This is a genomic window from Paraburkholderia sp. J94, assembly GCF_905220285.1.
GTDB lineage: Bacteria > Pseudomonadota > Gammaproteobacteria > Burkholderiales > Burkholderiaceae > Paraburkholderia > Paraburkholderia tropica_A.
In genome coordinates, this window is record NZ_CAJMZH010000011.1 from 12,945 (window position 1) to 36,638 (window position 23,694).

Genomic DNA, 23,694 nt, shown 5'->3' on the forward strand with positions numbered 1-23,694 from the left:
CGGCTGCGGGCATTTGAATTCATTACCGAGGTCGCATGCAATCCGAACCCAAAGCCATTTTCCTGCACACCGGCTATCGCACCGCGGGCACATGGTTATGGTCCTGTTTTCGCAATCTCGATCAGGTGACGGGGTACTACGAACCGCTGCATGAAATGCTCGCGGCCATCGACCGCGACATGCTCGACAAAAGCACCGCGAGCAGTTGGCGTTCGGGCCACCCGAATCTGGAAAGCCCGTATTTCGCTGAATTCGCGCATCTGCTCGATGGCGATCAGCCCGGCATCGCCGGTTACGAAGACATCTTTTCCGTGGACAGTTTTTCCGGCGAAGCGCCCGAAGCCGCGCCGCGCATCGTCGATTATCTGAACACGCTCACGCGCCATGCGACCGCCGAAAAGCGCGTGCCGGTTTTCAAATTCTGCCGTTCGCTGGGGCGTCTCGACTGGTTCTACAAAACCTTTCCCGACGCCGTGCATATCGTTGTCCTGAAGAATCCGATCACGCAATGGCAATCGTGCTGGGAATTGCTCGCGAAGCATCGCAACGCGCACTTCGTTGCCATTCCGTTTGCCGTGCTCGACATGAACCGCCACGTGCCGCTCGCGCGCAAGGTGATGGAAGCGCTGCGGATCGACTTGCCGGAAGTGCCTGATGAGACGGAGAGCGGCGAGGTCATCACGCTCGAAGCGCGTCTGTCGTTCTTCAAGGACTATGTCGCGAAAATCGATCCCGCCGACGCCTATCGCGGCTTTCTCGCGCATTGGCTGTTGACGCTGCGGCACGCGTTCACGTCGTCCGATGCGGTATTCGATTGCGACCTCGCCGCGCGCTCGCCGGTTTATGCGCAGGCGGCGGAGCAATGGATCGCGAAGATGTCGGGTTTGAATCCGTCGTTCGGCAGCGTGCAATCGGCCGATGGTCCGCGTCAAACCGGTTTCGACGCGGCGCGCGGTCTGGAGATTCACCTCGACGCATTGGCGCTGTCGCGCGAGCTTGCCGAATCGGGCGAGATCAACGCGGACACGCAATCGTTCTGGACCAGCAAGCTCGCGCAAGCGACTCAGGTGCTCGCTTTCGGTCCCAATGTGAACTGGCCGCACAGCGTGGTGCCGCTGCATCGCTCGACGCGCGTGGTGGATATCGCGCTGATCGACGGTATCGCCGCGGACGCTGCGCTGGTGAATGAACTCGCCGCCACGCGCAGCGCGCTCGAAAGCGCGAAGCAGCAGGTGAAGGCGCTCAAGCGCGCGCCGTTGCGCAGGCTCGGCACGAAGATGCGCAAGATCTTCGCGCCGAATTCGCGTCGCGCGGCCTGAATCGCGCGACGTTACGCGCATTACGTACGCGCATTACGTACGCGTTTACGCGCGCGTGTCGCGAAACGCATCCGTGACATGCAGCGTATGCGCGTAGACCGCGCCCGCGCGCAGCACGACGGCAATCGCATACGCTTCGTCCAGCGCGTCGGGATGCGCATCGGCGGCTAATGCCTGTGCGTGCAGCGCCTGGCGACGCGCGTCGTTGGATTGCGCATAGGCCACGGCTGCCGCGGTGATCCAGACCAGCGGCGCGTCGATCGCATCGGTGGCGAACACCGATTGCGCGAACGCGAGGCGCGCCTGCGCGACGGACGTGCCGCGAACGGCGGCTTCATCCTCGATCGAGAGCGCGCCGTGCGTGACGCTCAGCGTGCCTTCGCCGATCGATTCCAGCGCCGCGCTCACATAGCTCACGGCCAGCGCTTCGGCTTCGGTCGCGCCGCATTGGCGCGCGAGCGCCGCGTGATGTTCGATGCAGAACGCGCAGCGCGTGATCTGCGCAATCGCGACCGCCACCAGATGCTTGTCCTTCTCCGACAATCGGCCCGCGCGCCAGACCGGCGCGGACAGCGCGCGAAAGGCTTTCGGGCCGGCGTGGCGGCGTTCGAGGGCGCCCACGATGCGGGCTTCGTCGTCGTGTGTGCGGGATTCGCTCATCGAAATTGACTCGGTAAAAAGTGATCGGCGCAGGGAACAGCGCAAGACATCAACGTGGGTTCGCAATCGCGGCGTCGCCCGGCGAAACCGCGAGCCGCGCGTCGCGCAACCGGCGTGCGGGGTCCGCCGCCGCGAGCACGGCAATCAGGCTCAACACGCCGAGCGCGCTGATATACGCGCAGATGTACCACGGCGAACCGTGGCCGAGCGCGAGCAGCGCAGCGGCGACGAAAGGCGTCAGGCCGCCTGAAATCAGCGTGCCGATCTGGTAGCCGAGCGAGATGCCGCTGTAGCGTACCTCGACGGGAAACTGCTCGGCGAACCAGGCCGCGCCGGGCGCGTAGATCGCCGCGTCGAACAGCGCGAGTTCGATCGCGAACACGACCGGCAGATAACGCAGATCGCCGTTGTCGAGGAACCAGAAGAACGGCCAGACCAGCAGGCTGATGCCGACCACCGCCCAGACGGCCGGACGCTTGCGGCCGATGCGGTCGGACAGCGCGGCCCACAGCGGCGTCGCGACGATGGCGAACGCCGAGCCGATGATCACCGCGCTCAGCGCGAACGACGCGCCGCCGCGCTTGAGATTCAGATAGCTGATCGCGTAAGTGGTGACGATCGCGTACATGGCCGGTTGCAGCAGCCGCAAGCCGATCGTGACGAACAGCGCGCGTCGATGATGGCGGAACACATCGGCGACCGGCAGGCGGCGGATCTTGCCTTCGGCCTGCGCATCGAGAAACGGCGCGGGCTCGTGAATGCGCGCGCGCACGAACACACCCACGGCCACCAGCACGACGCTGAACAGAAACGGCAGACGCCAGCCCCACGCGGTGAACGCATCGGCGGACAGCCACTGCCGCACCGCGAGGAACGTGCCCGACGCGAGCAGCATGCCCGCCGCCGAACCGACCTGCGTGAACGAGCCGAGCAGGCCGCGCGAACGCTCGCTCGCATGCTCGACCGAGAGCAGCGACGCGCCGCCCCATTCGGCACCGGTCGCGATGCCTTGCAGCAGACGCAGTGTGACGAGCAGCGCGGTCGCCAGCAAGCCTGCCGTTTCGTAAGTCGGCAGCAGACCCGTGAGCAGCGTGGCGATGCCCATCAGCACGAGCGAAAACACCAGCACGCGTTTGCGTCCGATGCGGTCGCCGAAATGGCCCGCGAACACCGCGCCGAGCGGACGCGCGAAAAAGCCCACGCCATAGGCCGCGAACGAGCCGAGAATGCCGGTCAACGCGCTGGCGCTGGCGGGAAAGAACGCGTGGCTGAAGATGAGCGCCGATGCGGTGCTGTAAATGTAGAAGTCGTACCACTCGATCGTGGTGCCGATGAACGCGGCGAAGCCGACGCGTGCCGCGCCGTTGCGCGGCGACGAAGAGGAGGAGCGGGTTGACATGATCCGATCAGCATAGGAAAGCCGATCAGTGGACCATTGTTCCTGTCATTGAGCTAACAACGATTTGTGCTTTCGTTCGAAGGCTGGCGCCGTATAAGCAACGTGGGAATCGCGATTTGCTGCGATGACCCTCACGCCCCGCCCAGCACGCCACACATCATCGACTGGTATTTCAGCGGCGTCATTTGCAGCACGCGCTTGAACATCACGGCGAACGAATTCGCGTCGGCGTAACCGAGGCGGCTCGCGACTTCGTCGATCGGCGTATGGGTCGAGAGCAGGCACATCGCCTCGGACACGCGCATCTGCTCGCGCCACTTCGCAAACGGCATGCCGGTCTCGCGCTGGAAATGCCGCGCGAGCGTGCGCGAACTCGCGCCGAAGCGGTCGCCCCAGTGTTCGAGCGAATCGTTATTGGCGGGCTGCGCGATCAGCGCCTGGCAGATGCGGTGCAAGCGCGGATGTTGCGGCAGCGGCAGACGGCCAGGCTGGTCGTCGGCGGGCGAGGCCGCGGCGAGCAGATTGACGATCAACTGCGTGAGGATATCGGCGAGACTGCCCGGTTCGCGCGTGCGCGTGGGTTCCTGCACCATCGCGAGGATCGCTTCGCGCAGCAGGCCGTTGACGGGCAGCAGACGGCCTTCGTCGCCGCCGATCGCCGGGCAGGGATCGACGTAAAGCGTGCGGAAGCCGACCTTGCCAACCATCTCCAGTTCGTGCTCGACGCGCGGCGGCACGAGCATCGCGCAGTCGGGCGTGACGACCCAGCTCGCGGCCGGCGTACGCACGCGGATTAGCCCGCTCGTCGCGTAGAGCAGCTGCGCGCGCGCATGCGTGTGCGCGATCTCGCGCGCGCCCGACTCGTATTCGATGGCCTGACCGAACACGGCCGGCAAATCGCTTTTCGGCGTCGGCGGCGCGGGTGGCGCGGCGGCCCGGAGCTTCGCGCGCGGATTGTCGGTTTGAATCGAAAAGGCTTCCATAACATTCCATCTGGACAAAAGTTGTCCGGGTGATCGAACAAGTCGTCGTTCGTCGCCGTGGGAAGTATAGCTTTTGTGGTTGGAATAAGAAGCATTATCATTAACGGGTGGGGCGCGAGTTTGTCGCCGACCGGTCCCACTCAGGGCATTGGTGCCAAACGCACCGCGACGGGCATCCTGATCGACACGCCGATCGTGCGCGTGCCGCAGTCGATTTCGGTCAGTCCCGGCACGCGTCGCTTTCAGCGGGCCGGAAGTATTTGATGGGGTCGCTGGCGTGGTAAGGGCGATGCGTGAGAGCGAGCGCGGCGTTTTGGCGTGGCACGTCTCTTCGAATGCGAAAACGGGCACCGCGCTGCTGCTTTTCAGTTCATTACCGAAATGATTGTGAAGTCATCCTAATTGATTTTCGCCGATCATGAACCCGGTCCACTTTTCGGACGGCTTGTGCTGCACGCGGCAGAAAAGCCGTTGGGATTGAGCGATCGACGCACCCACCGGCCGAATGCACACGGATAGCTGCAATTTCACCTTCGATCTCCGCCTACGCTATACTCCCTCCCATGGAAACCAAACCGCTTACGCTCATGCTGCATGGTTGGTGGCGCGCCTGAATCCGGCGGCCCGTTTCCCCACGCATAATGCAAACGTGATGCCGCCAGTCCTGGCGGCATTTTCGTTTCTGCACGCCGACGACTGGTGCATCGAACAGCTCGAACACTGTGAGGCACCCGTCAATGACCCAAGCCACCCGTTCCACGATCCTGACCGGCGACCGGACCACCGGCCCGCTGCATCTCGGCCACTATATCGGCTCGCTGCGCGCGCGCGTTCAGCTTCAGCACGAAGCCAATCAGTTTCTGCTGCTCGCCGATGTGCAGGCGCTGACCGATAACGTCGGCCGCCATCAGAAAGTCACCGAGAATGTCGTCGAAGTCGCGCTCGATTATCTCGCTGCCGGCATCGATCCCGCGAAGTCGACCATTCTGATTCAATCGCAGGTGCCGGAACTCGCGGAGTTGTCCCAGTATCTGCTCAATCTCGTGACTGTCGCGCGTCTCGAACGCAATCCGACCATTAAGGAAGAAATTCGCCTGCGCGGATTCGAGCGCGATATTCCGGCCGGTTTCCTGACGTATCCGGTCAGTCAGGCCGCCGATATCACGGCGTTCAAGGCCACGCACGTGCCGGTCGGCGACGATCAGTTGCCGATGATCGAGCAAACCAACGAGCTCGTGCGCCGCTTCAACAACACGGTCGATCGCGCGGTGCTGGTCGAATGCGAGGCGGTGCTTTCGCAGGTCACGCGCCTGCCCGGCATCGACGGCAAGGCCAAGATGAGCAAGTCGCTCGGCAACGCCATTGCGTTGGGCGCGACGCCGGACGAAATCACCAAGGCCGTGAACAATATGTACACCGATCCGAACCATCTGCGCGTCAGCGATCCGGGGCAGGTGGAAGGGAATGTCGTGTTCGCGTTTCTCGATGCGTTCGAACCCGATGTGCAAAAGGTCGATGAACTGAAAGCGCATTATCAGCGCGGCGGTCTGGGCGACAGCGTGGTGAAGCGCGTGCTCAATGAGCGCCTTCAAACGCTGATCGAACCGATTCGCACGCGTCGTCAGGAACTGGAAGCCGACCGTGGCGAGGTGATGGAGATTCTGCGTCGCGGCACGATGCGCGCGCGGGAAGTGGCGGCGCAGACGCTGTCCGAGGTGAAGGGCGCGCTGGGGCTCAGCTATTTCCAGAACTGAGATTCAGCATTGAGTTCCAGCACCGAGGAGCGCGCGTCTTAAGCACCGAACGGCATTAAGGACCGAACGGCAACTCGCCCTGGATGGCGCCCGCGATGGTGCTGTCCGCCGAGTACCGTTCGAGCGCGCTGACGCGCACGCCAATCAGCCGGATGCGGCGGTCGAGTTCGATACGCTTCAGACACGCGCCGACCGCGCGGCGAATCGCGGCGGTATCGCGCACGGCCATCGGCAATGAAATATCGCGCGTGACGATTTTAAAGTCCGCGAATTTGATTTTCACGCCGACCGTGCGGCCGCAATAACCTTTGCGATCCAGATCCTGCGCGACGCGCTCGCATAGGTGCGTGAGCGCGGGCGTGAGCACCGCACGGTCGCGGCCAACGTGCATGTCGCGCTCGAAGGTCGTTTCGCGGCTCATCGATTTCGGCTCCGACGACACCACCACCGCGCGATCGTCCTCGCCGTGCGAAATCCGCGCGAGCCATGCCGCGTAGGTGCGTCCGAAATGCTCCTGCAAGAGACCGAGGTCGGCCTTCGCGAGATCGCCGATCGTGGCGATGCCCAGTTCCTCGAGCCGCTTGCTCGCGCGCGGCCCGATACCGTTGACCTTCCGCGCTTCCAGCGGCCAGATGCGCGCCTGGAGATCGGCCATCGTGAGTAGCGTGAGGCCGTCTGGTTTGTCGAGTTCGGAGCCGATCTTCGCGAGCAGCTTGTTGGGCGCGATGGCGATCGAGCAGGTGAGGCCGGTCGCCTCGCGCACCGCGGCCTTGATGCGTGCGCCGATGTCGCGCGATTCGCCGTCCACGTCGGTGAGATCGACATAGATTTCGTCGATGCCGCGATCCTCGATCTGATCGGTGAAGGTGCGCACCGCGCTTTTGAATAGCCGCGAATAGTGGCGATACGACTCGAAGTCGGTGGGCAAGAGAATGGCGTCGGGTGCGAGTTGCGCGGCCTTCATCATGCCCATGGCGGAGAACACGCCGAATTTGCGCGCCTCGTAGGTGGACGTGGTCACGACGCCGCGCCCTGCATAGTCACGGAGCTTTGCGTAGCGGCGTGTGCCATCGGGCTGCAACTGCGGCTCGGCGTTGCGTCCACCTCCGATGACGACCGGCTGTCCTCGTAACTCAGGATAGCGAAGTAATTCTACCGATGCATAGAACGCATCCATGTCGACATGCGCGATGCGGCGTAACGGTGAGCTGTTCATGTCGACGGTCCTGCCAAAATCCGGCTTTGCTCGAAGTTGTCAAATGGGTTGTCGAGCGCAACAGGTGTTGAGATTGCGCTACCGGAGCAGACAACAACGCCAGGCGAACCCGGCAACGCCCCGAATGAGTTTCTTCAGATAAGACAGACTATCAGGCGTTTATTGACTGTATATTTGTACAGTATTTTACTGCGGCGCGGCGTGCTTCGGCAAGATATCAGCTTCCCGCACCTACGCCACGCCGATGCGCATATAAGGCAGCGGTCGTTGGCGCAACCGGTAATGGCACGCGGTGATCGACCACCCGTGTCGGTGTGTAGCCATGATCTCGTGGCACGATTTGACACCGTATCTTGGGTCCAGCAGAGCACCGAAAATTATCGTAAGATATGTTTTTCGATATTTTCACCTGATGCGCCGGCCAGAGTTGTTTGACGCGCCCGCGTGCTCACCGTATGCCTCATCTGCCCCCAGCCAAGACCGTGCCGTCCTCCTCAGTTCGTCTCCGCGCGATCATGATTCTCGTAACAGGGGCGCTTTTCATGGAGATCCTCGACGGCACCGTGATTGCCACGGCGCTGCCCGCCATGGCGCGCTCGTTCGGCACAACGGCGGTCGCGCTGAATATCGGCGTGAGTGCCTATCTGCTCGCGCTTGGCGTGTTCGTGCCTGCGAGCGGCTGGGTGGTCGACCGCTTCGGCGCGCGCCGCGTGTTCGCGTTCGCGATCGCATTGTTCACGTTGACGTCGGCACTGTGCGGCTTGTCCAACGGGCTGGGGATTTTCGTTGCATTGCGCGTGCTACAGGGCGTTGCTGGTGCATTGATGGTGCCGGTGGGCCGGCTGGTTGTCATGCGCTCCACACCGAAAGAGCGGCTAATGGCGGCGATGCAGTCGCTTGTCTGGCCTGCGCTTATCGCGCCTGTGCTTGGGCCGCCGATCGGGGGCTTTATCACGACACACTTTGGCTGGCGCTGGATTTTTTATTTGAACGTGCCGATCGGTCTGATAGCACTGGCGGTCGCGTGCTTCATCATCCCCGACGCGCGAGAAGCGCGCGCGCACCGCTTCGACTGGTCGGGATTCCTGTTAAGCGGCGCGGGGACATTCGCGTTGCTTACGGGTCTTGAGCGCGCCGATGCGAGGCTCGATGTCATTGCATTCGCCATGCTGGCCGGTGGTATTACGCTTTTAATCGTGGCGATTCGCCATTTATTGCATTCGCGCGCCCCGCTTGTCGATCTGTCCGCATGTTCGATTCCGACCTTTCGCGCCGCATTGCGGGGCGGTTCGCTGGCACGTATGGCGATCGGCAGCGCGCCGTTTCTCCTGCCGTTGATGTTTCAGGTTGGCTTCGGCTACGACGCTTTTCATTCAGGCTTGCTCGTGCTCGCCGTGTTCGCGGGCAATCTCACGATGAAGTCGGTCACCACGCGGATTCTGCAGCGCTTTGGCTATCGGCCGGTCATGATCTGGAATGGCGTGTTCTGTGCGGTTTGCCTGGCAGCGTGCGCGTGGCTCCGGCAAGACACGCCCGTGCCGGTCACGGTGCTCCTGCTTTTCCTCGGCGGCATGACGCGGTCGATGCAATTCACCGTGCTCGGTACGATTGCTTATGCGGATGTCCAGAAAGAGCGTATGTCCGACGCTAACAGTCTCTTCAACACGGCTTCGCAAATTGCAATGGCGGCGGGCATTACGCTCGGCGCTTTGGGCGTGCGTTTCGGTCACTTTGTTGCACTGAGCGCCGATTGGCATAGTCCCGGAATCGAGTACCGGGTGGCATTCGTTCTTATCGGCGTCGTTGCGCTCGCAAGTATCGTCGACGCAATTCGTCTTCCCAAAGGCGCTGCCGATCATTTCATCACGCGTTCCGCTTGATTTATTCGCAGGGGCGATGCTTGGAGTTCCCATGCTGAACAGCGGAAATCCGGTTTGCGTTGGCGAGCGTGTACGTGGCTGCGCGTTCGTACGCGTTCTGGCCCACGGCAGGGTCATGCTGTCGTCGGCCAAACACCACCGTTGAGAAACCATCGGCGAACAGGGCGTCGAACGCGTCAATGTCCTGCGGGTGCAGCGATGGCGCGGCGTGTTCGCGGCGATCGTAGCGATTCATATTCCCGGCTCCTGTGAATAGATGAGGACGATTTGTCGGCTTCGCCATGGCTTGCGCTGCCGACTCGTATCACACCGCATGTGCCGATAGCCGATAGCGGATCGTGCATTGCCGATCACGCCAGGAAACAGCACGTCGACAAAGGTGCCCCCGATGCGCCCTTTACCGCCGATCAGACTGGCGCAGCCGATGATGGTCGCGGCGATCACGTCGAGTTCCATGCCCGTGGCGGTCGTGCCGGTGCCCGAGCTAACCTGACCTAAAGATCGATCTCGGCGCAGATGATCACGGCGGTCATGCAGCAGGCGACGATGCCGAGCATGGAGATCGCCCGCATCTGGCCACGGCAGAGAAACCTCCGCTCCACCGTTTAACGCTTTTCAATTTTCCTTCCAGACCACTTCCTCTTCAGCGTGCGCGCGCCTAGCGGCCCGACTCAGCAAGAACTGATCGCGACGGCTCATTTCGAATGACAACGCGTAGCCGCCCCGCCATACACTGCATTCCGTCAGTTGAAGACAACCGGGATCACCGCCCGGATGAATCGACACAAGGCCCGCGCCGATGGCGCGCGGCACGAAAACGATGGAGGCGTTATGCGCAAATTGATGTTGGTCGGCACCGCCGTTACGCGGCCCGAGGCGATCGGTTCGCTGTTCAGACTCGAACCCGGCGGCGAATGGGAGCAGGTGAGCGATATTCCGGCCGATGCGTCGGTGCAGGCGATCACGCCGCATCCCACGCGTGAGAATGTGATCTACGTGGCGGCGCGCAAGGGCGTGTTCCGTTCGACCGATGGCGGCGAGTCGTGGCACAAGCTGAACGTGACCGACGAAGACGTGCAGTTCTGGACCGTCGTCGTCCATCCGCAAAAACCCGACGTGCTGTTCGCGGGCACCGGCCCAGTCGGCGTTTATCGTAGCGACGATGGCGGCGAAACCTGGCGCAAGTGCCATGCGCATCATCCTGAACGCTTCCAGATCCGCTTCGGCCACTCGCGCGTCATGCGCATTGCGTTTCACCCGACGAATCCCGCGATCATGTACGCCTGCGCCGAGATCAACGGTTTCCTCGTCAGCGAGGACGGCGGCGAAACCTGGCGCGGCGAGCCCGAAGGCCTCGTGAAGCTGGCCGATGCCCCGCATCTCAAGAGCAAGATCGAAACCGATGACGACACCGAAGGCATGTTCGATGCCCATTCGGTCTGCACGACGTCGGCCACGCCCGATTCGCTGTTCTATATCTGCCGTCTCGGCATCTTCGAAAGCACGGACAAGGGCAAAACCTTCCGCGATCTCGAAGTGGGGAAGTTCGCGCCGTTTCAATACACGCGTGAATGTCGCTTCGTATTTGGCACTCCGAAGAAAATGTATGCCTGCTTCAGCATCTCGTCACGCAGCGCGGCGGGCGCGCTGTATGTGAGCGACGACCTCGGCAAGACATGGGCGCGCGCCGACTCGGCCGTCGAGCCGCGCAGCACGATGATGGGCTTCGGCACGCACGTGAGCGATCCCGATGGCGTGATCACGGTCACGCGCGGCGGCCAGGTGTTCTTCACGACCGACGGCAGCGAAAGCTGGACGGAAAAACAACTGCCTGCGCAGGCAGGCGACGCGTTCTGCGGCGCCATTCTTTGAGAGCGGAGAGGATCGACATGTCGGAACGACTCAACGGCATCATCCGCGCGCTGGAAAGCGGACGCGGCATCGCCTTTACCTCCTTCATTCAGGCCGAGATCGAGAACGCGGTCAGCTTCGCGCAGTCGTCGAATGACGGCGTGGTCTTCGAACTCGAACACACGCCCTGGGACATCGGCGCGCTGCGCAACGCCATGCAGTTTCTGCTGCTGCGTCAGCGCATCGCGCAGAGCGCTTCGGTCGCCTGCCAGATGACGCCGCTCGTGCGCATTCCGCCGAGCGGCAGCGAGATGAACCAATGGTTCGCCAAGCAGGCGCTCGATCTCGGCGCGTACGGCATCGTGTGGCCGCGCATCAGCACGGCAGAGCAAGCCTATAACGCGGTGGCGGCTTGCCGTTATCCGCGTCTGCCGGGCAAGCCGCTTTACGAACCGGCCGGTTTGCGCGGCGACGCGCCGATGCCCGCTGCACGCTATTGGGGCCTCTCGCAGCAGGAGTATTACCGCAAGGCCGACGTCTGGCCGCTTGCACCGGAAGGCGAAATTCTCGTGACCTTGATGATCGAGGACACGGCAGCGATCGAGAACCTGGAAGAGATGGTCAAGCGCGTGCCGGGTATCGGCGTGCTGCTGATCGGCGAGGGCGATCTCACACAGGAGCTGGGCTGTCCGCGCGAATACGACAACCCGGAACTGCTGCGGCTGATGGCGCACGTGCGCGAGATCGGCAAGGCGTACAACATTCCGGTCGGCCATCCGCACGTGAACGAGAACAACGTGGCGCGCGTCATCGACGAAGGTTATCGCTTCCTGATGACGTTCCCGAAGCGCGATTTCGGTGCGCTGGACAAGGGCCGTCAACTGGCGGACCGTGTTTGAGCGTGCCATCGACGCAGACAGGGAGATATCGACATGACTGAAAAATATTCCATCGTTCTCGGCCGTCATGGTCAGGTCGAGGATCTGCGCAGCGGCGCGGTGCGCGTGGAAGGCGCCGAACTGGCGTTCATCGACGTCAAGCGCATGCCCGACGCCTATCGCAGCATGGCGCGCAGCCAGCCTTACGACATCTGCGAAATGGCGCCGACGTCGTATCTGATGGCGCACGCAGCAGGCGCGCCCATCACGGCGCTCGCCTTGCCGATGACGCGTCGCTTTCGCCACGCGGGTTTGCAGCGTCTGAAAGATTCATCAATTCGGTATCCGAAAGATCTGGAAGGGCGAGCAGTGGGCGTGCGCGCTTATTCCGTGACGGCTGCCGTGTGGACGCGCGGCATTCTCGCCGATGAATACGGCGTGGACTTCGACAAGGTCACGTGGCTCACGGAAGAAGACGAGAACGTCGAGACCTTCGTGCTGCCCGCGAACGTGCGGCGCGTGGCGAGCGGCGCATCGCTCGCGCAGATGATGAACGATGGCGAGCTGCAAGCCGGCTTCGGCGGTCTCGCGGGCGTGGGTGCGGATCTCGACGACCGGCTCGTCGATCTGGTCGAAGACGCTGCTGCGCGCGAGGCAGACTGGTATCGGCGCACCGGCATCTATCCGCTGCATGGCGTGATCGTGGTTCGCAACGAGGTGCTTGAGCGCTCGCCGGATCTGCCGCGCCGTCTGTTCGAAGCGTTCGCGCAGGCCAAGGAGAACTATCTCGCGCGCGTGCGAAGCGGGGAGGCGGACGGTCCCGAGGACAAGCGTTACCGGCGTCTTGCCGATGTGGTCGGCGATCCGTTGCCCTATGGCCTCGCGCAGAACGCGAAGTCGTTTGAGGCGCTCGTGGGCTACGCCCACGCGCAGCGCCTGATCGCGCAGCGTCCGCCGCTCGCCGCGGCGTTTCTCGACCCGAACGCGGTCTAGTCACAGCATGCTTATCGAGGAAACGATGAATACCGCTTCCCTGCTTTCCGTGTCCACGATGCTGGGCACGTATCCCAAGACCCAGCCGCTCAAGGACGCCACGCTTGCCTCGCCGCTCGTGCGACTCGATTTCGCCGACGTGGATACCGCGCAGAAGGCCTTCAAGGATGTGGTGCGTCACGAGAAATACGACGTGGCCGAACTCGCCATCGTCACCTTCCTGCAGGCTTTCGAGGCGGGCAAACCCTATGTGATGCTGCCGTTCGTGATGAATGGCGGGTTCCATCACAAGAGCCTCGTCGTGCGAGACGGCGCGACGTTCACGGCGCGCGAGCTGGCCGGCCGCCGTGTGGCGATGCGCGCCTACACGCAGACCACGCCCACCTGGGTGCGCGGCATCCTCACCGACGACTACGGCGTGCAGCTTGCCGATGTGCAATGGCTGAGCCAGGAAGAGGCGCACGTCGCGGACTACGCGGAGCCCGCGTGGGTTTCGCGGCTCGCCTCCACGGCGAGTCTCGAAGCGATGCTGCGCGCGGGCGAAGTGGACGCCATCATCGCGGGCGGCGGGCTGTCGGGCGAGCCGGGCATCCGGGCGCTGATTCCCGCGCCCGCCGAAGCGGCGACGGCCTGGCACGCGCGCACGCATGCAGTGCCGATCAACCACGTGGTCACGGTCAAGCGCTCGCTGGCCGAGTCACGGCCCGATGCGGTGCGCGAAATCTACCGGCTGCTGTGCGAGGCGCGCGAACGCGCGCTCGCGGGCAAGCCGCCGGGCGGCGTCGATCTGCAGCCTAAGGGTTTTGCGGAACTGGCGCCGGCTCTCGAACTGGCGATACGGTACGCATTCGAACAGCGGCTCATCACGCGCCGCTATACGCTGGAAGAGTTGTATGGCCCGGTGCTGGATATCCTGGCCTGACGCATCGAAGAACTGACGCACGCAAGGAGACACACTTGGCCTCGACCATTTCAGGCATCGCCTATGTCCGGCTGAGCGCCCCCGACCTCGGGCGCATGGAAGCCTTTCTCACCGACTTCGGCATGGTGAAAGTCCATCGCGACGCCCAGCGCCTCTACATGCGCGGCGTGGGCGAAGCGCCTTTCCTGCACGTGACCGAACTGGGCGACCCCGGCGTCGTGAGTTGCGCCTATGAACTGCGCGACGCCGCGCTGCTCGGCGAGGTGGCGAAGCTGCCCGGCGCGCGCGGCATCGAACAGATCGACGGTCCCGGCGGCGGCCAGCGCGTGCGCGTGCAGGACCCGGACGGTTTCTGGCTCGAATTCGTCACGGCGCGCGAGCCGGTAGCGCGTCTGACACCGCGTGCGCTCGTACGCGGCGAGACGGGCGAAAGCCGCGCGCTCGGCGCGGCGCGCGTGGAGCGCATCGCGCATACGGCGTTCGCCACGCCGCAATTGCAGCAGTCGATCGCGTGGTATCAGCGCACGCTCGGTCTGCTGCCGACCGACGAGCTGTTCGTCGGCGAACCCGACAACGTGATCGGCCGCTTCAGCCGCGTTGATCTCGGCGAGACGGCGGTCGATCATCACGTCGTGTTTCTGCTGCGCGGCCCGCGCGCGGGATTGCATCACGTCTCGTATCAGGTGGAAGGCGTCGACGATATTTTCTTCGGCTACGACCATCTCGCGCAGCGCGAATACGACCACGTGCGCGGCATTGGCCGACACGCGCTCGGCAGCCAGATTTTCGACTACTGGATGAGCCCGTTCGGGCAGATGCACGAACACTGGATCTCGCAGGAGCGCATGACCGCGGCGAGCGGGTTCAACCGCATCCGCATCGGTGACGGCATGAGCTACGACACGGGCGAAAAGCCGCCCGAGCGCTTCGTCAAACAGGCCACGCCGATCGTTGCCTGGCAGGACTGATCAATCGTCACTTTCACTTTCATTACCAGGCCGAATGCCATGATCATCGATTGTCACGGTCACTTCACGACCGTTCCCAAGGCGCTGCACGAATGGCGCCGCCGTCAGCTCGAACACGCAGGCCCCGTCTACGGCGCGCCGCTCGACATCAGCGACGACGAACTGCGCGACGCGCTCGAAAACGGCCAGCTCAAGGCGCAGCGCGAGCGCGGCCTCGACCTCACGCTGTTCTCGCCGATCGCGGGACAGATGGGCCATCACCTCGGCACGCTCGAGCAGGGCATCGAATGGGCGCGCGTCTGCAACGACCTGATTCATCGCGTCGTGCAGCTTTATCCGCGCAATTTCGCCGGCGTGTGCCAGTTGCCGCAATCGCCGGGCAAGGACGTGAGCGCGTGTGTCGCGGAGCTGGAGCGCTGCGTGACCGAACTCGGTTTCGTCGGCTGCAATCTGAATCCCGATCCGTCGGGCGGCTACTGGACCGATTCGCCGCTCACCGACCGCCGCTATTACCCGCTCTACGAGAAGATGGTCGAACTCGACGTGCCGGCGATGATCCACGTGAGCAGTTCGTGCAATCCGTGCTTCCACCACGTCGGCGCGCACTATCTGAACGGCGACACCACGGCGTTCATGCAATTCCTGCTCGCGCCGCAATTGTTCGAGGACTTCCCGACGCTGCGCTTCGTCATTCCGCACGGCGGCGGCGCGGTGCCGTATCACTGGGGACGCTATCGCGGACTCGCGCAGGACATGGGCTTCAAGACGCTCGAAGACGGCCTGATGAACAACCTGTTCTTCGACACCTGCGTGTATCACCAGGCGGGCGTGAACCTGCTTGCCGAAGTCGTGCCGCACCGGAACATCCTGTTCGGCTCGGAGATGATCGGCGCGGTCAAGGGCGTCGATCCGCGCACCGGCCATAACTACGACGACACGCGCCGCTACGTGAGCGCCACGCCGCATCTGTGCGACGCGTATCGCCACGACGTGTTCTGCAACAACGCCCTGCATGTCTATCCCGGCCTGAAGTATCGCTGCCAGGACTGATCGACACCTCCCAGAGAGAGCCACATGAATCTTGGAATCGCCGGAAAGACGGCGCTCGTATGCGCCTCGTCGCGCGGCCTCGGACTCGCCTGCGCCACGGCGCTGGCGCGCGAAGGATGCCGCGTCTTCATCAACGGACGTCACGCCGACGCGCTGGAAACGGCCGCGCAGCAGATCGAGGCGGCCACGGGCAACCGCCCGGAGATCGTGGTCGCCGATCTGACCACCGAAGCGGGGCGCGAGGCGCTCGCGGCCGCCTGCCCGGAGCCGGACATTCTCGTCAACAACAACGCGGGCCCGGAGCCGGGCAAGATCGCCGACTGGAGCCGCGAGGACTGGCTCGGCGCAGTCGAAGGCAACATGCTCGCCCCGATCTTCCTGATCAAGCACTTCGTGCCCGGCATGCGCAGCCGCAAGTTCGGCCGCATCGTCAACATCACCTCGGCGATGGTGAAGTCGCCGAGCGCGACGATGGGGCTGTCCGCCGCCGTGCGCGCGGGGCTCACGGCGCTCAGCAAGTCGGTGCAGCGCGATTCGGTGGTCGATAACGTCACGATCAACAACATGCTGCCCGAACGTTTCGACACCGATCGTCAGCGCTATATGGCCGATCGCATGTCGAAGAAGGACGGCATCACGATCGCCGAAGCGAAGCAGCGCATTGCCGCGACGATCGCCGCGAAACGCCTCGGCGATCCGATGGAATTCGGCGACGCCTGCGCCTTCCTGTGCAGCGCGCAGGCGGGCTTCATCTCGGGACAGAACCTGCAACTCGACGGCGGTTCTTACGCCGGGCTCGTCTGAGTCCCGTCGCGTTTGAGCGCCATCCGCAAATCGTAATAGTGAGGAGAAACCGCATGAAATATGCAAGCTTTCTGGTTGACGGCCGCGAGACGTGGGGCATCGTCGACGGCGATAACGTGATCGATCTCGGCAAGCGCATCGGCGATCGCTTCCCGACGCTCAAGGCGTTCTGCGAAGCGGACCTGCCGCGCGAGGCGTTCGCGCAGGCCGATGCGCGTCCCGATTACGCGCTCGCCGACATCACCTTCTTGCCGCCGATCGCGCATCCGGTCCATATCTGGTGCCTCGCGCTCAACTACGTCGAGCACCACAACGAAGTGCAGGGCGCGGGACGCGTGCAGGAATTGCCGAAGCAGCCGGCGCTGTTCGCGCGCGCCAGCGACTCGCTCGTCGGCCACGGCCAGGCGCTGCGCCATCCGGGCGTGAGCGAGCAGTTCGACTACGAGGGCGAACTCGTCGTGGTGATCGGCAAGCCCGGTTATCGCGTGAAGGCGGAGAACGCGTTCGAGCACGTGGCGGGCTACACGATCATGAACGAGGGCAGCGTGCGCGACTGGCAGTTCCATACGCGCCAGATCACGCCGGGCAAGAACTTCTATCAGAGCGGGGCGATCGGTCCCTGGATCGTGCCGCGCGATGAAGTCGGCGACGTCGGGGCGCTGCGCATCCAGACGACGCTCAATGGTCAGATCATGCAGGACGACACGGCGGCGAGCATGGTGCACAAGATTCCGCGCTTCATCGAATATGTCTCGTCGATTGCGCCGCTGCACGCAGGCGATATTCTCGCGACGGGCACGCCGAGCGGCGTCGGTTTCTCGCGCACGCCGCCCGTTTTCATGAAGCCCGGCGACGAATGCGCAATCACCATCGAGCGCATCGGTACGCTGCGCAACCGCGTGACCGGGTAGGAAACCTGGTCGCGCACTGCCGGAGCGCTGTGCTATATGGAAACCTTCTCCTTATCGGAAAGCGGCATCATGGCATCGGTCGTGGCGTCACCCATCGAGCAGATTGAAGCCGCGGTCGAACAGCCGAGTCTCTGGCAGTTGCGCGTGTTCGAGGCGGTCGCGCGGCATGAGAACGTGACGCAGGCTTCGCAGGAGTTGCTGCGTTCGCAGCCGGCGACCACCTCGTGTCTCGCGGCGTTCGAATCGCTGATGGGCGTGAGCCTGTTCGAGCGCTCGACCACGGGCACGTGGCTGGCGCCTGCGGGTGTGGCGGCGCTGGTGCGCACGCGCAAGATCCTGCAAGCGGCGCAGGACGCGGTGAGCGAGGTGGGCAGCACTCGCAACGTCGCGGCGGCGGTGCTGGTGGGCGGCATCACGCGCACGCAGATGCGCTGCCTGATCGCCATCGCGGAGTGCGGCTCGTTTCGCGCGGCGGCGCGCCTGCTCAGCATCACCGAGGCGTCGTTGCAGCGCGCCGCGCGCACGCTCGAACAGAATCTCGGCGCACCGCTTTACCGCCATTCGGCCTCGGGCGTCACGACGACCGAGGCCGGCAAGACCTTCGCGCGCCAGCTCAAGACGATCTCGAACCTGATCGCCGCGATGACCGACGCGCTGCACGCGTATCAGTTTCCGCGCGAACTGAGCGTGACGGTGGGCGTGCTGCTGCTCGATCCGTCGATTCTGATCGTGAGCGCGATCCGCGAGTTGAGCGCGCAGTTTCCCGATGCGCGCGTGGTGGTGATCAACGGCACCTACGATCAGTTGCTCACGAAACTGCTGCGCGGCGAAATCGACTTCATGCTGGGCGTGCTCAAGCAGCCGGATGCGTCGTTCGATTTCGTCGAGTCGCCGCTTTATCACGAGCGCTATTGCGTGGTCGCGCGCCGGGATCATCCGCTCGCGCGCGAGACCGTCGTGACGGCGGACGCGCTGCGCAACTATCAGTGGATCGTGCCGCCGCGCAGTTCGCCGCGCCGCGAAGCCTACGAATACGTGTTTTCCGATGGCGCGACGCCGTTTGCGAGCATCGAAACCTATTCGCTCTCGACGATCCGCATCACGCTGTTCGATAGCGACATGCTGACGGTGCTGAGCTGGACCGAGGTGCTGAGCGAGCGGCGTTTCGGGCTGCTCGCGCCGCTGATGATCGACGTGCCGTGGGACGGTCCGGTGGTCGGCATCACGGCGCGGCGCGACTGGCAGCCCAACGATGTGCAGGAGACCTTTCTGCGCAGCGTGCGCCGCAATGCGCTGGCGATGACGGGCGGGCAGGGCGAGCCGCCGTTTTCGGAGCGCTGACCGTCAGCGCCTGACCGCGTTCCCGCTGAGATTCCACGCGTCGCTCGACGCGCGTCAAAGCGTATTTTCCCGCCTCTTTACACGCGCGCATCGGCCGATGCGCCGCCCGGCTGCGCGCGTTTTTCCTGTGGATTGCCCTCTCATGTCGACTGACTCCTCCGTCGCCTTCGCGTCCGCGCGCGCGGATGTCCGGCTGTTCGCCTGTGCGCCGTTTCGCTGCCTGCTCGCCGTGCGCGTCGCGTGGACAGTGAGCATCCAGATGCTGTTCGTCGCCATCGGCTGGCAGATGTACGCGCTCACGCACGATGCGTGGGCACTCGCGCTGGTCGGGCTCTATCAGTTCGTTCCCGTGCTGTTGCTGACCTTGCCTGCGGGACACGCGGCCGATTGCTGGCCGCGCGCGCGCATCGTGCTCGTCTGCCTGCTCGTGCAAGGGCTCATCGCCGCGGCGATGACGTGGGCCACGTACCGCCATGGCCTCACGCGCGATGGCCTGTTGTACGCGTCGCTGCTGCTCGGCGCCGCGCGCGCGTTTCAGATGCCCGCGCTACAGGCGCTCGTGCCCGCCACGGTGCCGCCCGCCGCGCTGAGCCGTGCGATGGCGGCCGTCTCCACCGGTTCGCAGTCGAGCGTGATCCTCGGCCCCGCGCTGGGCGGTCTGCTCGTGAGTCTCGGCATCGGCGTCGTGTATGGCATTGCCGCGCTGCTGTTTCTCGCCGGGCTCGTGATGGCGGCGCGATTGCGCGCGCACGCGTCGGAGCCTGCGCGCGTGAAAAAGGGCGCGTCGCTCGGCGAACTCGCGGGCGGCCTCGTGTTCGTGTGGCGCAAGCCGGTGGTGCTCGCGGCCATCAGCCTCGATCTCTTTGCCGTGCTGTTCGGCGGTGCTGTGGCGCTGTTGCCGATCTACGCCGACACCATTCTGCACGGCGGCCCCGCGATGCTCGGCTGGCTGCGCGCCGCGCCCGCCATCGGTGCTTTCGCGATGTCGCTCTGGCTCGTGCGTCATCCGCCGCGACGGCGCGTCGGCGTCACCTTGCTGGCGGCGATCGGCGTGTTCGGTCTCGCGACAGTCGTATTCGGTGTCTCGACGAACCTCGTGCTCTCGATGCTCGCGCTCGTCGTGACCGGCGCGGCGGACATGGTGAGTGTGGTGATCCGCCAGACGCTGGTGCAACTCGAAACGCCCGACGACATGCGCGGGCGCGTGAGCGCCGTCAACGCGATTTTCGTCGGCGCTAGCAATCAGCTGGGCGAGTTCGAATCGGGCTCGCTCGCCAGCATGATCGGGCCGGTCGGCGCGGTCGTTCTGGGCGGCGCGCTGACGTGTTGCGTCGCGCTCGCCTGGGCGTGGCGCTTTCCGCAACTGCGCGAACGCAAGACGCTGGACGCCTGAACGCGCACGCGTTGCGGCCCTCGCCGAACTGCACAGCAACAACTGATGACCACGCGCTCTTTTCCTATGCCGCGTGAACTCGACCCGTCACTAGAATCGGAATCCTGACAATGACACAGGCGCCGCACCACATGGGCGGCACGCCTCTCAGGAGACGGAGGTCGAGATGCAGTTCATACAAAGCGGGCAGAGCCCTTTTCAGGATCAACGCAGCTTGAGCCGCAACCAGCGCATGCTGCTCGCGCTGATCGGCGTCGGCAGCATGCTGGAGTTCTGGGACGCGTACCTGATCGGTTTCATCATGGCGTTCCTCGTCAAGCCGTGGGGCATGACATACGGGATGATGGGCGCGGTGCTGCTGGCGTCCGGCGCGGGCGCGATCGTGGGCGGCGTGGTGTGGGGCATGATGGCCGACCGGCTCGGCCGCAAGCCCGTGTTCGTGGCCTCGCTGCTGCTGCTCGCGGCGATGAGCCTCGGCCTCGCGTTCACGCCGGCGGGCGGCTGGATCTACATGGCCGCGCTGCGCACCGTGATCGGCTTTTGCACCGGCGGCTATTTCATCCAGATCGCGCTCGTCAACGAATTCATTCCGCCGCGCCGACGCGCCGTGCTCACGGGCGTCGTGTCGGCGATCACCACCTGCGGACTGTTGCTCGGCGCATTCAGCGGCGCGTTCGTGATTCCCGCCATCGGCTGGCGTTTGACGTTCGCGCTCGGCGCCGCGCCTGCAATCGTTGCACTGATCGGTGCGTTCTACGTGCCTGAATCGCCGCGCTGGCTGAACCTGCAAGGACGCCGCGAGGAAGCGCGGCGGTCGGTGCAGTGGGCGCTGGGCGCCGAGGTGCAATGGCGTGACAGCGAGACGCCGGTTCGCGCCGCGCCGCCCGCGCGCTGGTCCGGGATCTTCGCGTATCCGCGCAGCGTCGTGACGGCCACGCTCGTCAACATCGGACTGATCGCGGGCTACTACGGCATCGTGCTGTGGGCGCCGACCCTGCTCGCCCAGGTGCAATCGCTCACACCCGCTGGCGCGTCGCGTCTGATGATCGGCTTCAGCGTGTGCGGCATCGTTTCGCGTCTCGCGGCGGCGTATCTCGCGGATCGCTTCGGCCGCCGCCGCACGGGCGGCTGGTTCGCGATCGGCGCGGCGCTCGCGGCGCTGTGCGCGGGCTACGTGGGACACGGCGACCTGCTCACGCCCGCGTGGTTCTGGCTGCCGCTGCTGCTCGCCTTCGTGTTCGCCGACGGCAGCTTCTCGGTCTGCGCCGTCTACTCGACGGAAATCTGGCCGACGCGCCTGCGCGGCAGCGGCGCGGGCTACGCCGGGCTCACCGGTTCCATCGGCAAGATGATCGGGCCGATCGGGCTCGCGTGGGTCGCCGGGTCGAGCAACATGGTGATGCCTTCGGCGACGCTCGGCGTGATCGTACCGGCGTTCCAGTTTCTCGCGCTGTGTCTGCTGCTGTGCGGCGTGACCTATCTGTTCGTCGGGATCGAGGCGCGCGGCAAGACGCTGGAAGCGCTCGACGAAAGCTTCGAGCAGCGCGAGACACCCGCCGTCATGGCACCGGCCAACGACCGCGGCGGGCAGTGAGAACGATCACGTTCCGGCGCGATCGCGTCGATTCAGAAAAAACGAATCGCGACGGCCGTTTTCCGATTGGTGGCGCAAAGCGCCGAAAAATACACTGAATTCGAGCCCGCAGCGCTTTTAGGCGTGAGCGCGGCATTGGCAAGCAACGAGGAACGAGATGAAGAAAGTACGCGTGGGCATGGTGGTGCCGTCGCTGAACACCATCGCCGAGGATGATTTCCGCCTGTTCTGTCCCGACGACGTGGCGTATCACGTGCATCGCATCCGGCTGAGAAAGGAGGGCGGCCGCGTGACGATGGAGAGCCTGCAACGCGCCTGGCTCGAAGCCGCCGACGAGGCGGACTACCTGAAGGATCTGTCGCCGGATGCGGTGGTGTTCAACTGCACGGGCGCGAGCGTGGCGAACGGCGCGCAGGGCGACGCGGTGCTCGCGCAGCGTCTGGGCGAACGTCTCGGCCTGCCCGCGACGAACACGATGGTCGCGATCAAGGAAGCGCTGGCGGCGCTGCGCTGCGAACGCATTCTGCATGTTTGCCCCTTCGCGGATGTGTTCTCGCGCATCGAACGCGAATCGCTCGAAGCGTCGGGTCACGATGTCGCGCGCACGGTCTCGCTCGGCTTCACCGACGCGAAGGAAGCCGCGCTGATGACGCCGCAGCGCATCGCCGCCATCGTGCGCGAGCAGATCGACGCCGACATCAGCGCGGTCCTGCTCTCGTGCGCGAACGTGCGGGCCTTCGAGGCCGCGCACGAACTGGAAACGTCGCTCGGCCTGCCCGTGGTGACGAGTAATCAGGCCACGCTCTGGGCCGTGTTGCGGCTCGCGGGCTGGCGGGGCCGCATCGAGGGCGCTGGTCGGCTGTTCGCCGGCGCACGCGCCGAAGCATGAAGCCGGGCAGCCCAGATCAACTTTGAAATTGAAGGAAAACAGCATGCAAATCGTCGATGCCCAGGTGCACGCATGGGTGAGCGGAAATTCGACCGGCCATCATCGCCGCGCGCCGGTCACGCGCGACGTCCTCGTGGACGAAATGGCGCGCGCGGGCGTGGACCGCGTCCTGCTCGTGCCGCCGCTTTGGGACCCGGAAGGCAACGCGTACTCGCTCGCGCTGGCTCAGGCGGAGCCGGATCGTTTCGCGGTCATGGGCCTGCTGCCCGCCGACTGCGAAGACCCGGTCGCCGCGCTCGCGCGCTGGCAGGACACGCCGGGCATGCGCGGCGTGCGCTTTCTGTTCAACACGCCGGAACGCATCGCGCCGCTGCTCGAGGGGCGCTACGAGCGCGTCTGGCCTCTGGCTCAGGAAAGCGGGCTCGTCATCGCGCTGCATGTGCCGGGCGCGCTCGGCGAAGCGGAGTCCATCGCGCGGCGCTTTCCGCGGCTGCGTCTGATCGTCGATCACCTCGGCGTGCCGCGTGGCGCGAGCGGGCCGGCGGCGTTCGATCATCTGCCCGCGCTGCTCGCGCTCGCGCGCTATCCGAACGTGTCGGTGAAGGCGGCGGGCGTCGGCGATTACGCGCTCGATCCCTGGCCGTTCCGCTCGATCGAGCCGACCTTGCGGCAGATCTTCGATGCCTTCGGCGCGCAGCGCATCGTGTGGGCCAGCGATTTTTCGCGGCTGCATCATCCGTACCGGCAGTGCGTGACGCACTTCAGCGAGGCGCTGCCGTGGCTGTCCGAGGCCGAACGCGCGGACGTCATGGGCGGCAATCTCTGCCGCCTGCTCGACTGGCAGACGGGCGCCGCCGCGGGCGCGACGCTTGCCGCATAATTGCCGGGT

General features: G+C 64.7%; 22 protein-coding genes. 16 read left to right on the forward strand and 6 right to left on the reverse strand.

Translation table 11 applies throughout. The annotated features are described in order from the left end of the window. The first annotated feature begins 35 nt into the window (after positions 1-35). Positions 36-1,319: a hypothetical protein gene (locus tag U4Y88_RS23400; protein WP_321786740.1), complete on the forward strand. Its 1,284-nt coding sequence runs from the start codon at positions 36-38 to the stop codon at positions 1,317-1,319. 45 nt (positions 1,320-1,364) lie between these two features. On the opposite strand, the gene U4Y88_RS23405 is transcribed toward U4Y88_RS23400, so the two are convergent. The 3 genes from U4Y88_RS23405 to U4Y88_RS23415 form a co-directional block, all read right to left on the reverse strand. Then, the gene (locus U4Y88_RS23405) at positions 1,365-1,979 is read right to left on the reverse strand and encodes a carboxymuconolactone decarboxylase family protein (RefSeq protein ID WP_321786742.1); all 615 of its coding nucleotides are present in this window, start codon (positions 1,977-1,979) and stop codon (positions 1,365-1,367) included. Positions 1,980-2,028: 49 nt separating this feature from the next. After that, on the reverse strand, positions 2,029-3,378 hold the full coding sequence (locus U4Y88_RS23410) for an MFS transporter (RefSeq protein ID WP_321786744.1): 1,350 nt from the start codon (positions 3,376-3,378) through the stop codon (positions 2,029-2,031). Positions 3,379-3,509: 131 nt separating this feature from the next. Further along, positions 3,510-4,361 carry an AraC family transcriptional regulator gene (locus U4Y88_RS23415; protein ID WP_224012882.1) on the reverse strand — a complete coding sequence of 284 codons (852 nt, stop codon included), beginning with the start codon at positions 4,359-4,361 and terminating at the stop codon, positions 3,510-3,512. Between the two features lie 737 nt (positions 4,362-5,098). Here U4Y88_RS23415 and trpS point away from each other — a divergent pair. Then, positions 5,099-6,115: a tryptophan--tRNA ligase gene (gene trpS, locus U4Y88_RS23420; RefSeq protein WP_321786746.1), complete on the forward strand. Its 1,017-nt coding sequence runs from the start codon at positions 5,099-5,101 to the stop codon at positions 6,113-6,115. Positions 6,116-6,170: 55 nt separating this feature from the next. Here trpS and dinB read toward each other — a convergent pair whose 3' ends face one another. Continuing rightward, positions 6,171-7,331, reverse strand: a complete 1,161-nt coding sequence (dinB, locus tag U4Y88_RS23425) for a DNA polymerase IV (protein WP_321786748.1) — start codon at positions 7,329-7,331, stop codon at positions 6,171-6,173. Positions 7,332-7,873: 542 nt separating this feature from the next. Here dinB and U4Y88_RS23430 point away from each other — a divergent pair. After that, the gene (locus U4Y88_RS23430) at positions 7,874-9,211 is read left to right on the forward strand and encodes an MFS transporter (RefSeq protein ID WP_321786750.1); all 1,338 of its coding nucleotides are present in this window, start codon (positions 7,874-7,876) and stop codon (positions 9,209-9,211) included. 1 nt (position 9,212) lies between these two features. Here U4Y88_RS23430 and U4Y88_RS23435 read toward each other — a convergent pair whose 3' ends face one another. Continuing rightward, positions 9,213-9,446 (reverse strand): hypothetical protein, encoded by a 234-nt coding sequence (locus U4Y88_RS23435; protein ID WP_321786752.1) that lies wholly within the window; start codon positions 9,444-9,446, stop codon positions 9,213-9,215. Then, positions 9,443-9,667 (reverse strand): hypothetical protein, encoded by a 225-nt coding sequence (locus U4Y88_RS23440; protein WP_321786754.1) that lies wholly within the window; start codon positions 9,665-9,667, stop codon positions 9,443-9,445. The genes U4Y88_RS23435 and U4Y88_RS23440 overlap by 4 nt, the downstream gene beginning before the upstream one ends. Before the next feature lie 375 nt (positions 9,668-10,042). Here U4Y88_RS23440 and U4Y88_RS23445 point away from each other — a divergent pair, with 375 nt between their 5' ends. The 13 genes from U4Y88_RS23445 (at position 10,043) to U4Y88_RS23505 (ending at position 23,685) form a co-directional block, all read left to right on the forward strand. Then, positions 10,043-11,083, forward strand: coding sequence for a hypothetical protein (locus U4Y88_RS23445; protein WP_321786756.1), 1,041 nt, complete (start codon positions 10,043-10,045; stop codon positions 11,081-11,083). A gap of 17 nt (positions 11,084-11,100) precedes the next feature. Continuing rightward, positions 11,101-11,961 (forward strand): HpcH/HpaI aldolase family protein, encoded by an 861-nt coding sequence (locus U4Y88_RS23450; RefSeq protein WP_321786758.1) that lies wholly within the window; start codon positions 11,101-11,103, stop codon positions 11,959-11,961. Positions 11,962-11,994: 33 nt separating this feature from the next. Then, positions 11,995-12,933: an ABC transporter substrate-binding protein gene (locus tag U4Y88_RS23455; RefSeq protein ID WP_321786760.1), complete on the forward strand. Its 939-nt coding sequence runs from the start codon at positions 11,995-11,997 to the stop codon at positions 12,931-12,933. 25 nt (positions 12,934-12,958) lie between these two features. Next, positions 12,959-13,855 carry a phosphate ABC transporter substrate-binding protein gene (locus U4Y88_RS23460; RefSeq protein ID WP_321786762.1) on the forward strand — a complete coding sequence of 299 codons (897 nt, stop codon included), beginning with the start codon at positions 12,959-12,961 and terminating at the stop codon, positions 13,853-13,855. A 35-nt stretch (positions 13,856-13,890) separates the two neighbouring features. Continuing rightward, on the forward strand, positions 13,891-14,823 hold the full coding sequence (locus tag U4Y88_RS23465) for a VOC family protein (RefSeq protein ID WP_321786764.1): 933 nt from the start codon (positions 13,891-13,893) through the stop codon (positions 14,821-14,823). A 39-nt stretch (positions 14,824-14,862) separates the two neighbouring features. After that, on the forward strand, positions 14,863-15,873 hold the full coding sequence (locus tag U4Y88_RS23470; RefSeq protein ID WP_321786766.1) for an amidohydrolase family protein: 1,011 nt from the start codon (positions 14,863-14,865) through the stop codon (positions 15,871-15,873). Positions 15,874-15,897: 24 nt separating this feature from the next. Then, a complete protein-coding gene (locus U4Y88_RS23475; protein ID WP_321786768.1) occupies positions 15,898-16,677 on the forward strand; it encodes an SDR family oxidoreductase in 780 nt (259 codons plus the stop codon). A 53-nt stretch (positions 16,678-16,730) separates the two neighbouring features. Further along, positions 16,731-17,588, forward strand: coding sequence for a fumarylacetoacetate hydrolase family protein (locus U4Y88_RS23480; protein ID WP_224012920.1), 858 nt, complete (start codon positions 16,731-16,733; stop codon positions 17,586-17,588). A 36-nt stretch (positions 17,589-17,624) separates the two neighbouring features. Then, positions 17,625-18,929, forward strand: a complete 1,305-nt coding sequence (locus tag U4Y88_RS23485; protein ID WP_224012921.1) for a LysR family transcriptional regulator — start codon at positions 17,625-17,627, stop codon at positions 18,927-18,929. Positions 18,930-19,071: 142 nt separating this feature from the next. Further along, entirely contained in the window at positions 19,072-20,322 is a 1,251-nt protein-coding gene (locus tag U4Y88_RS23490) for an MFS transporter (protein WP_321786770.1), read from the forward strand. A 166-nt stretch (positions 20,323-20,488) separates the two neighbouring features. After that, on the forward strand, positions 20,489-21,916 hold the full coding sequence (locus U4Y88_RS23495) for an MFS transporter (protein WP_321786772.1): 1,428 nt from the start codon (positions 20,489-20,491) through the stop codon (positions 21,914-21,916). 157 nt (positions 21,917-22,073) lie between these two features. Beyond that, the gene (locus U4Y88_RS23500) at positions 22,074-22,805 is read left to right on the forward strand and encodes a hypothetical protein (protein WP_321786774.1); all 732 of its coding nucleotides are present in this window, start codon (positions 22,074-22,076) and stop codon (positions 22,803-22,805) included. Between the two features lie 43 nt (positions 22,806-22,848). Further along, positions 22,849-23,685, forward strand: coding sequence for an amidohydrolase family protein (locus tag U4Y88_RS23505; protein WP_224012925.1), 837 nt, complete (start codon positions 22,849-22,851; stop codon positions 23,683-23,685). Positions 23,686-23,694 lie beyond the last annotated feature (9 nt).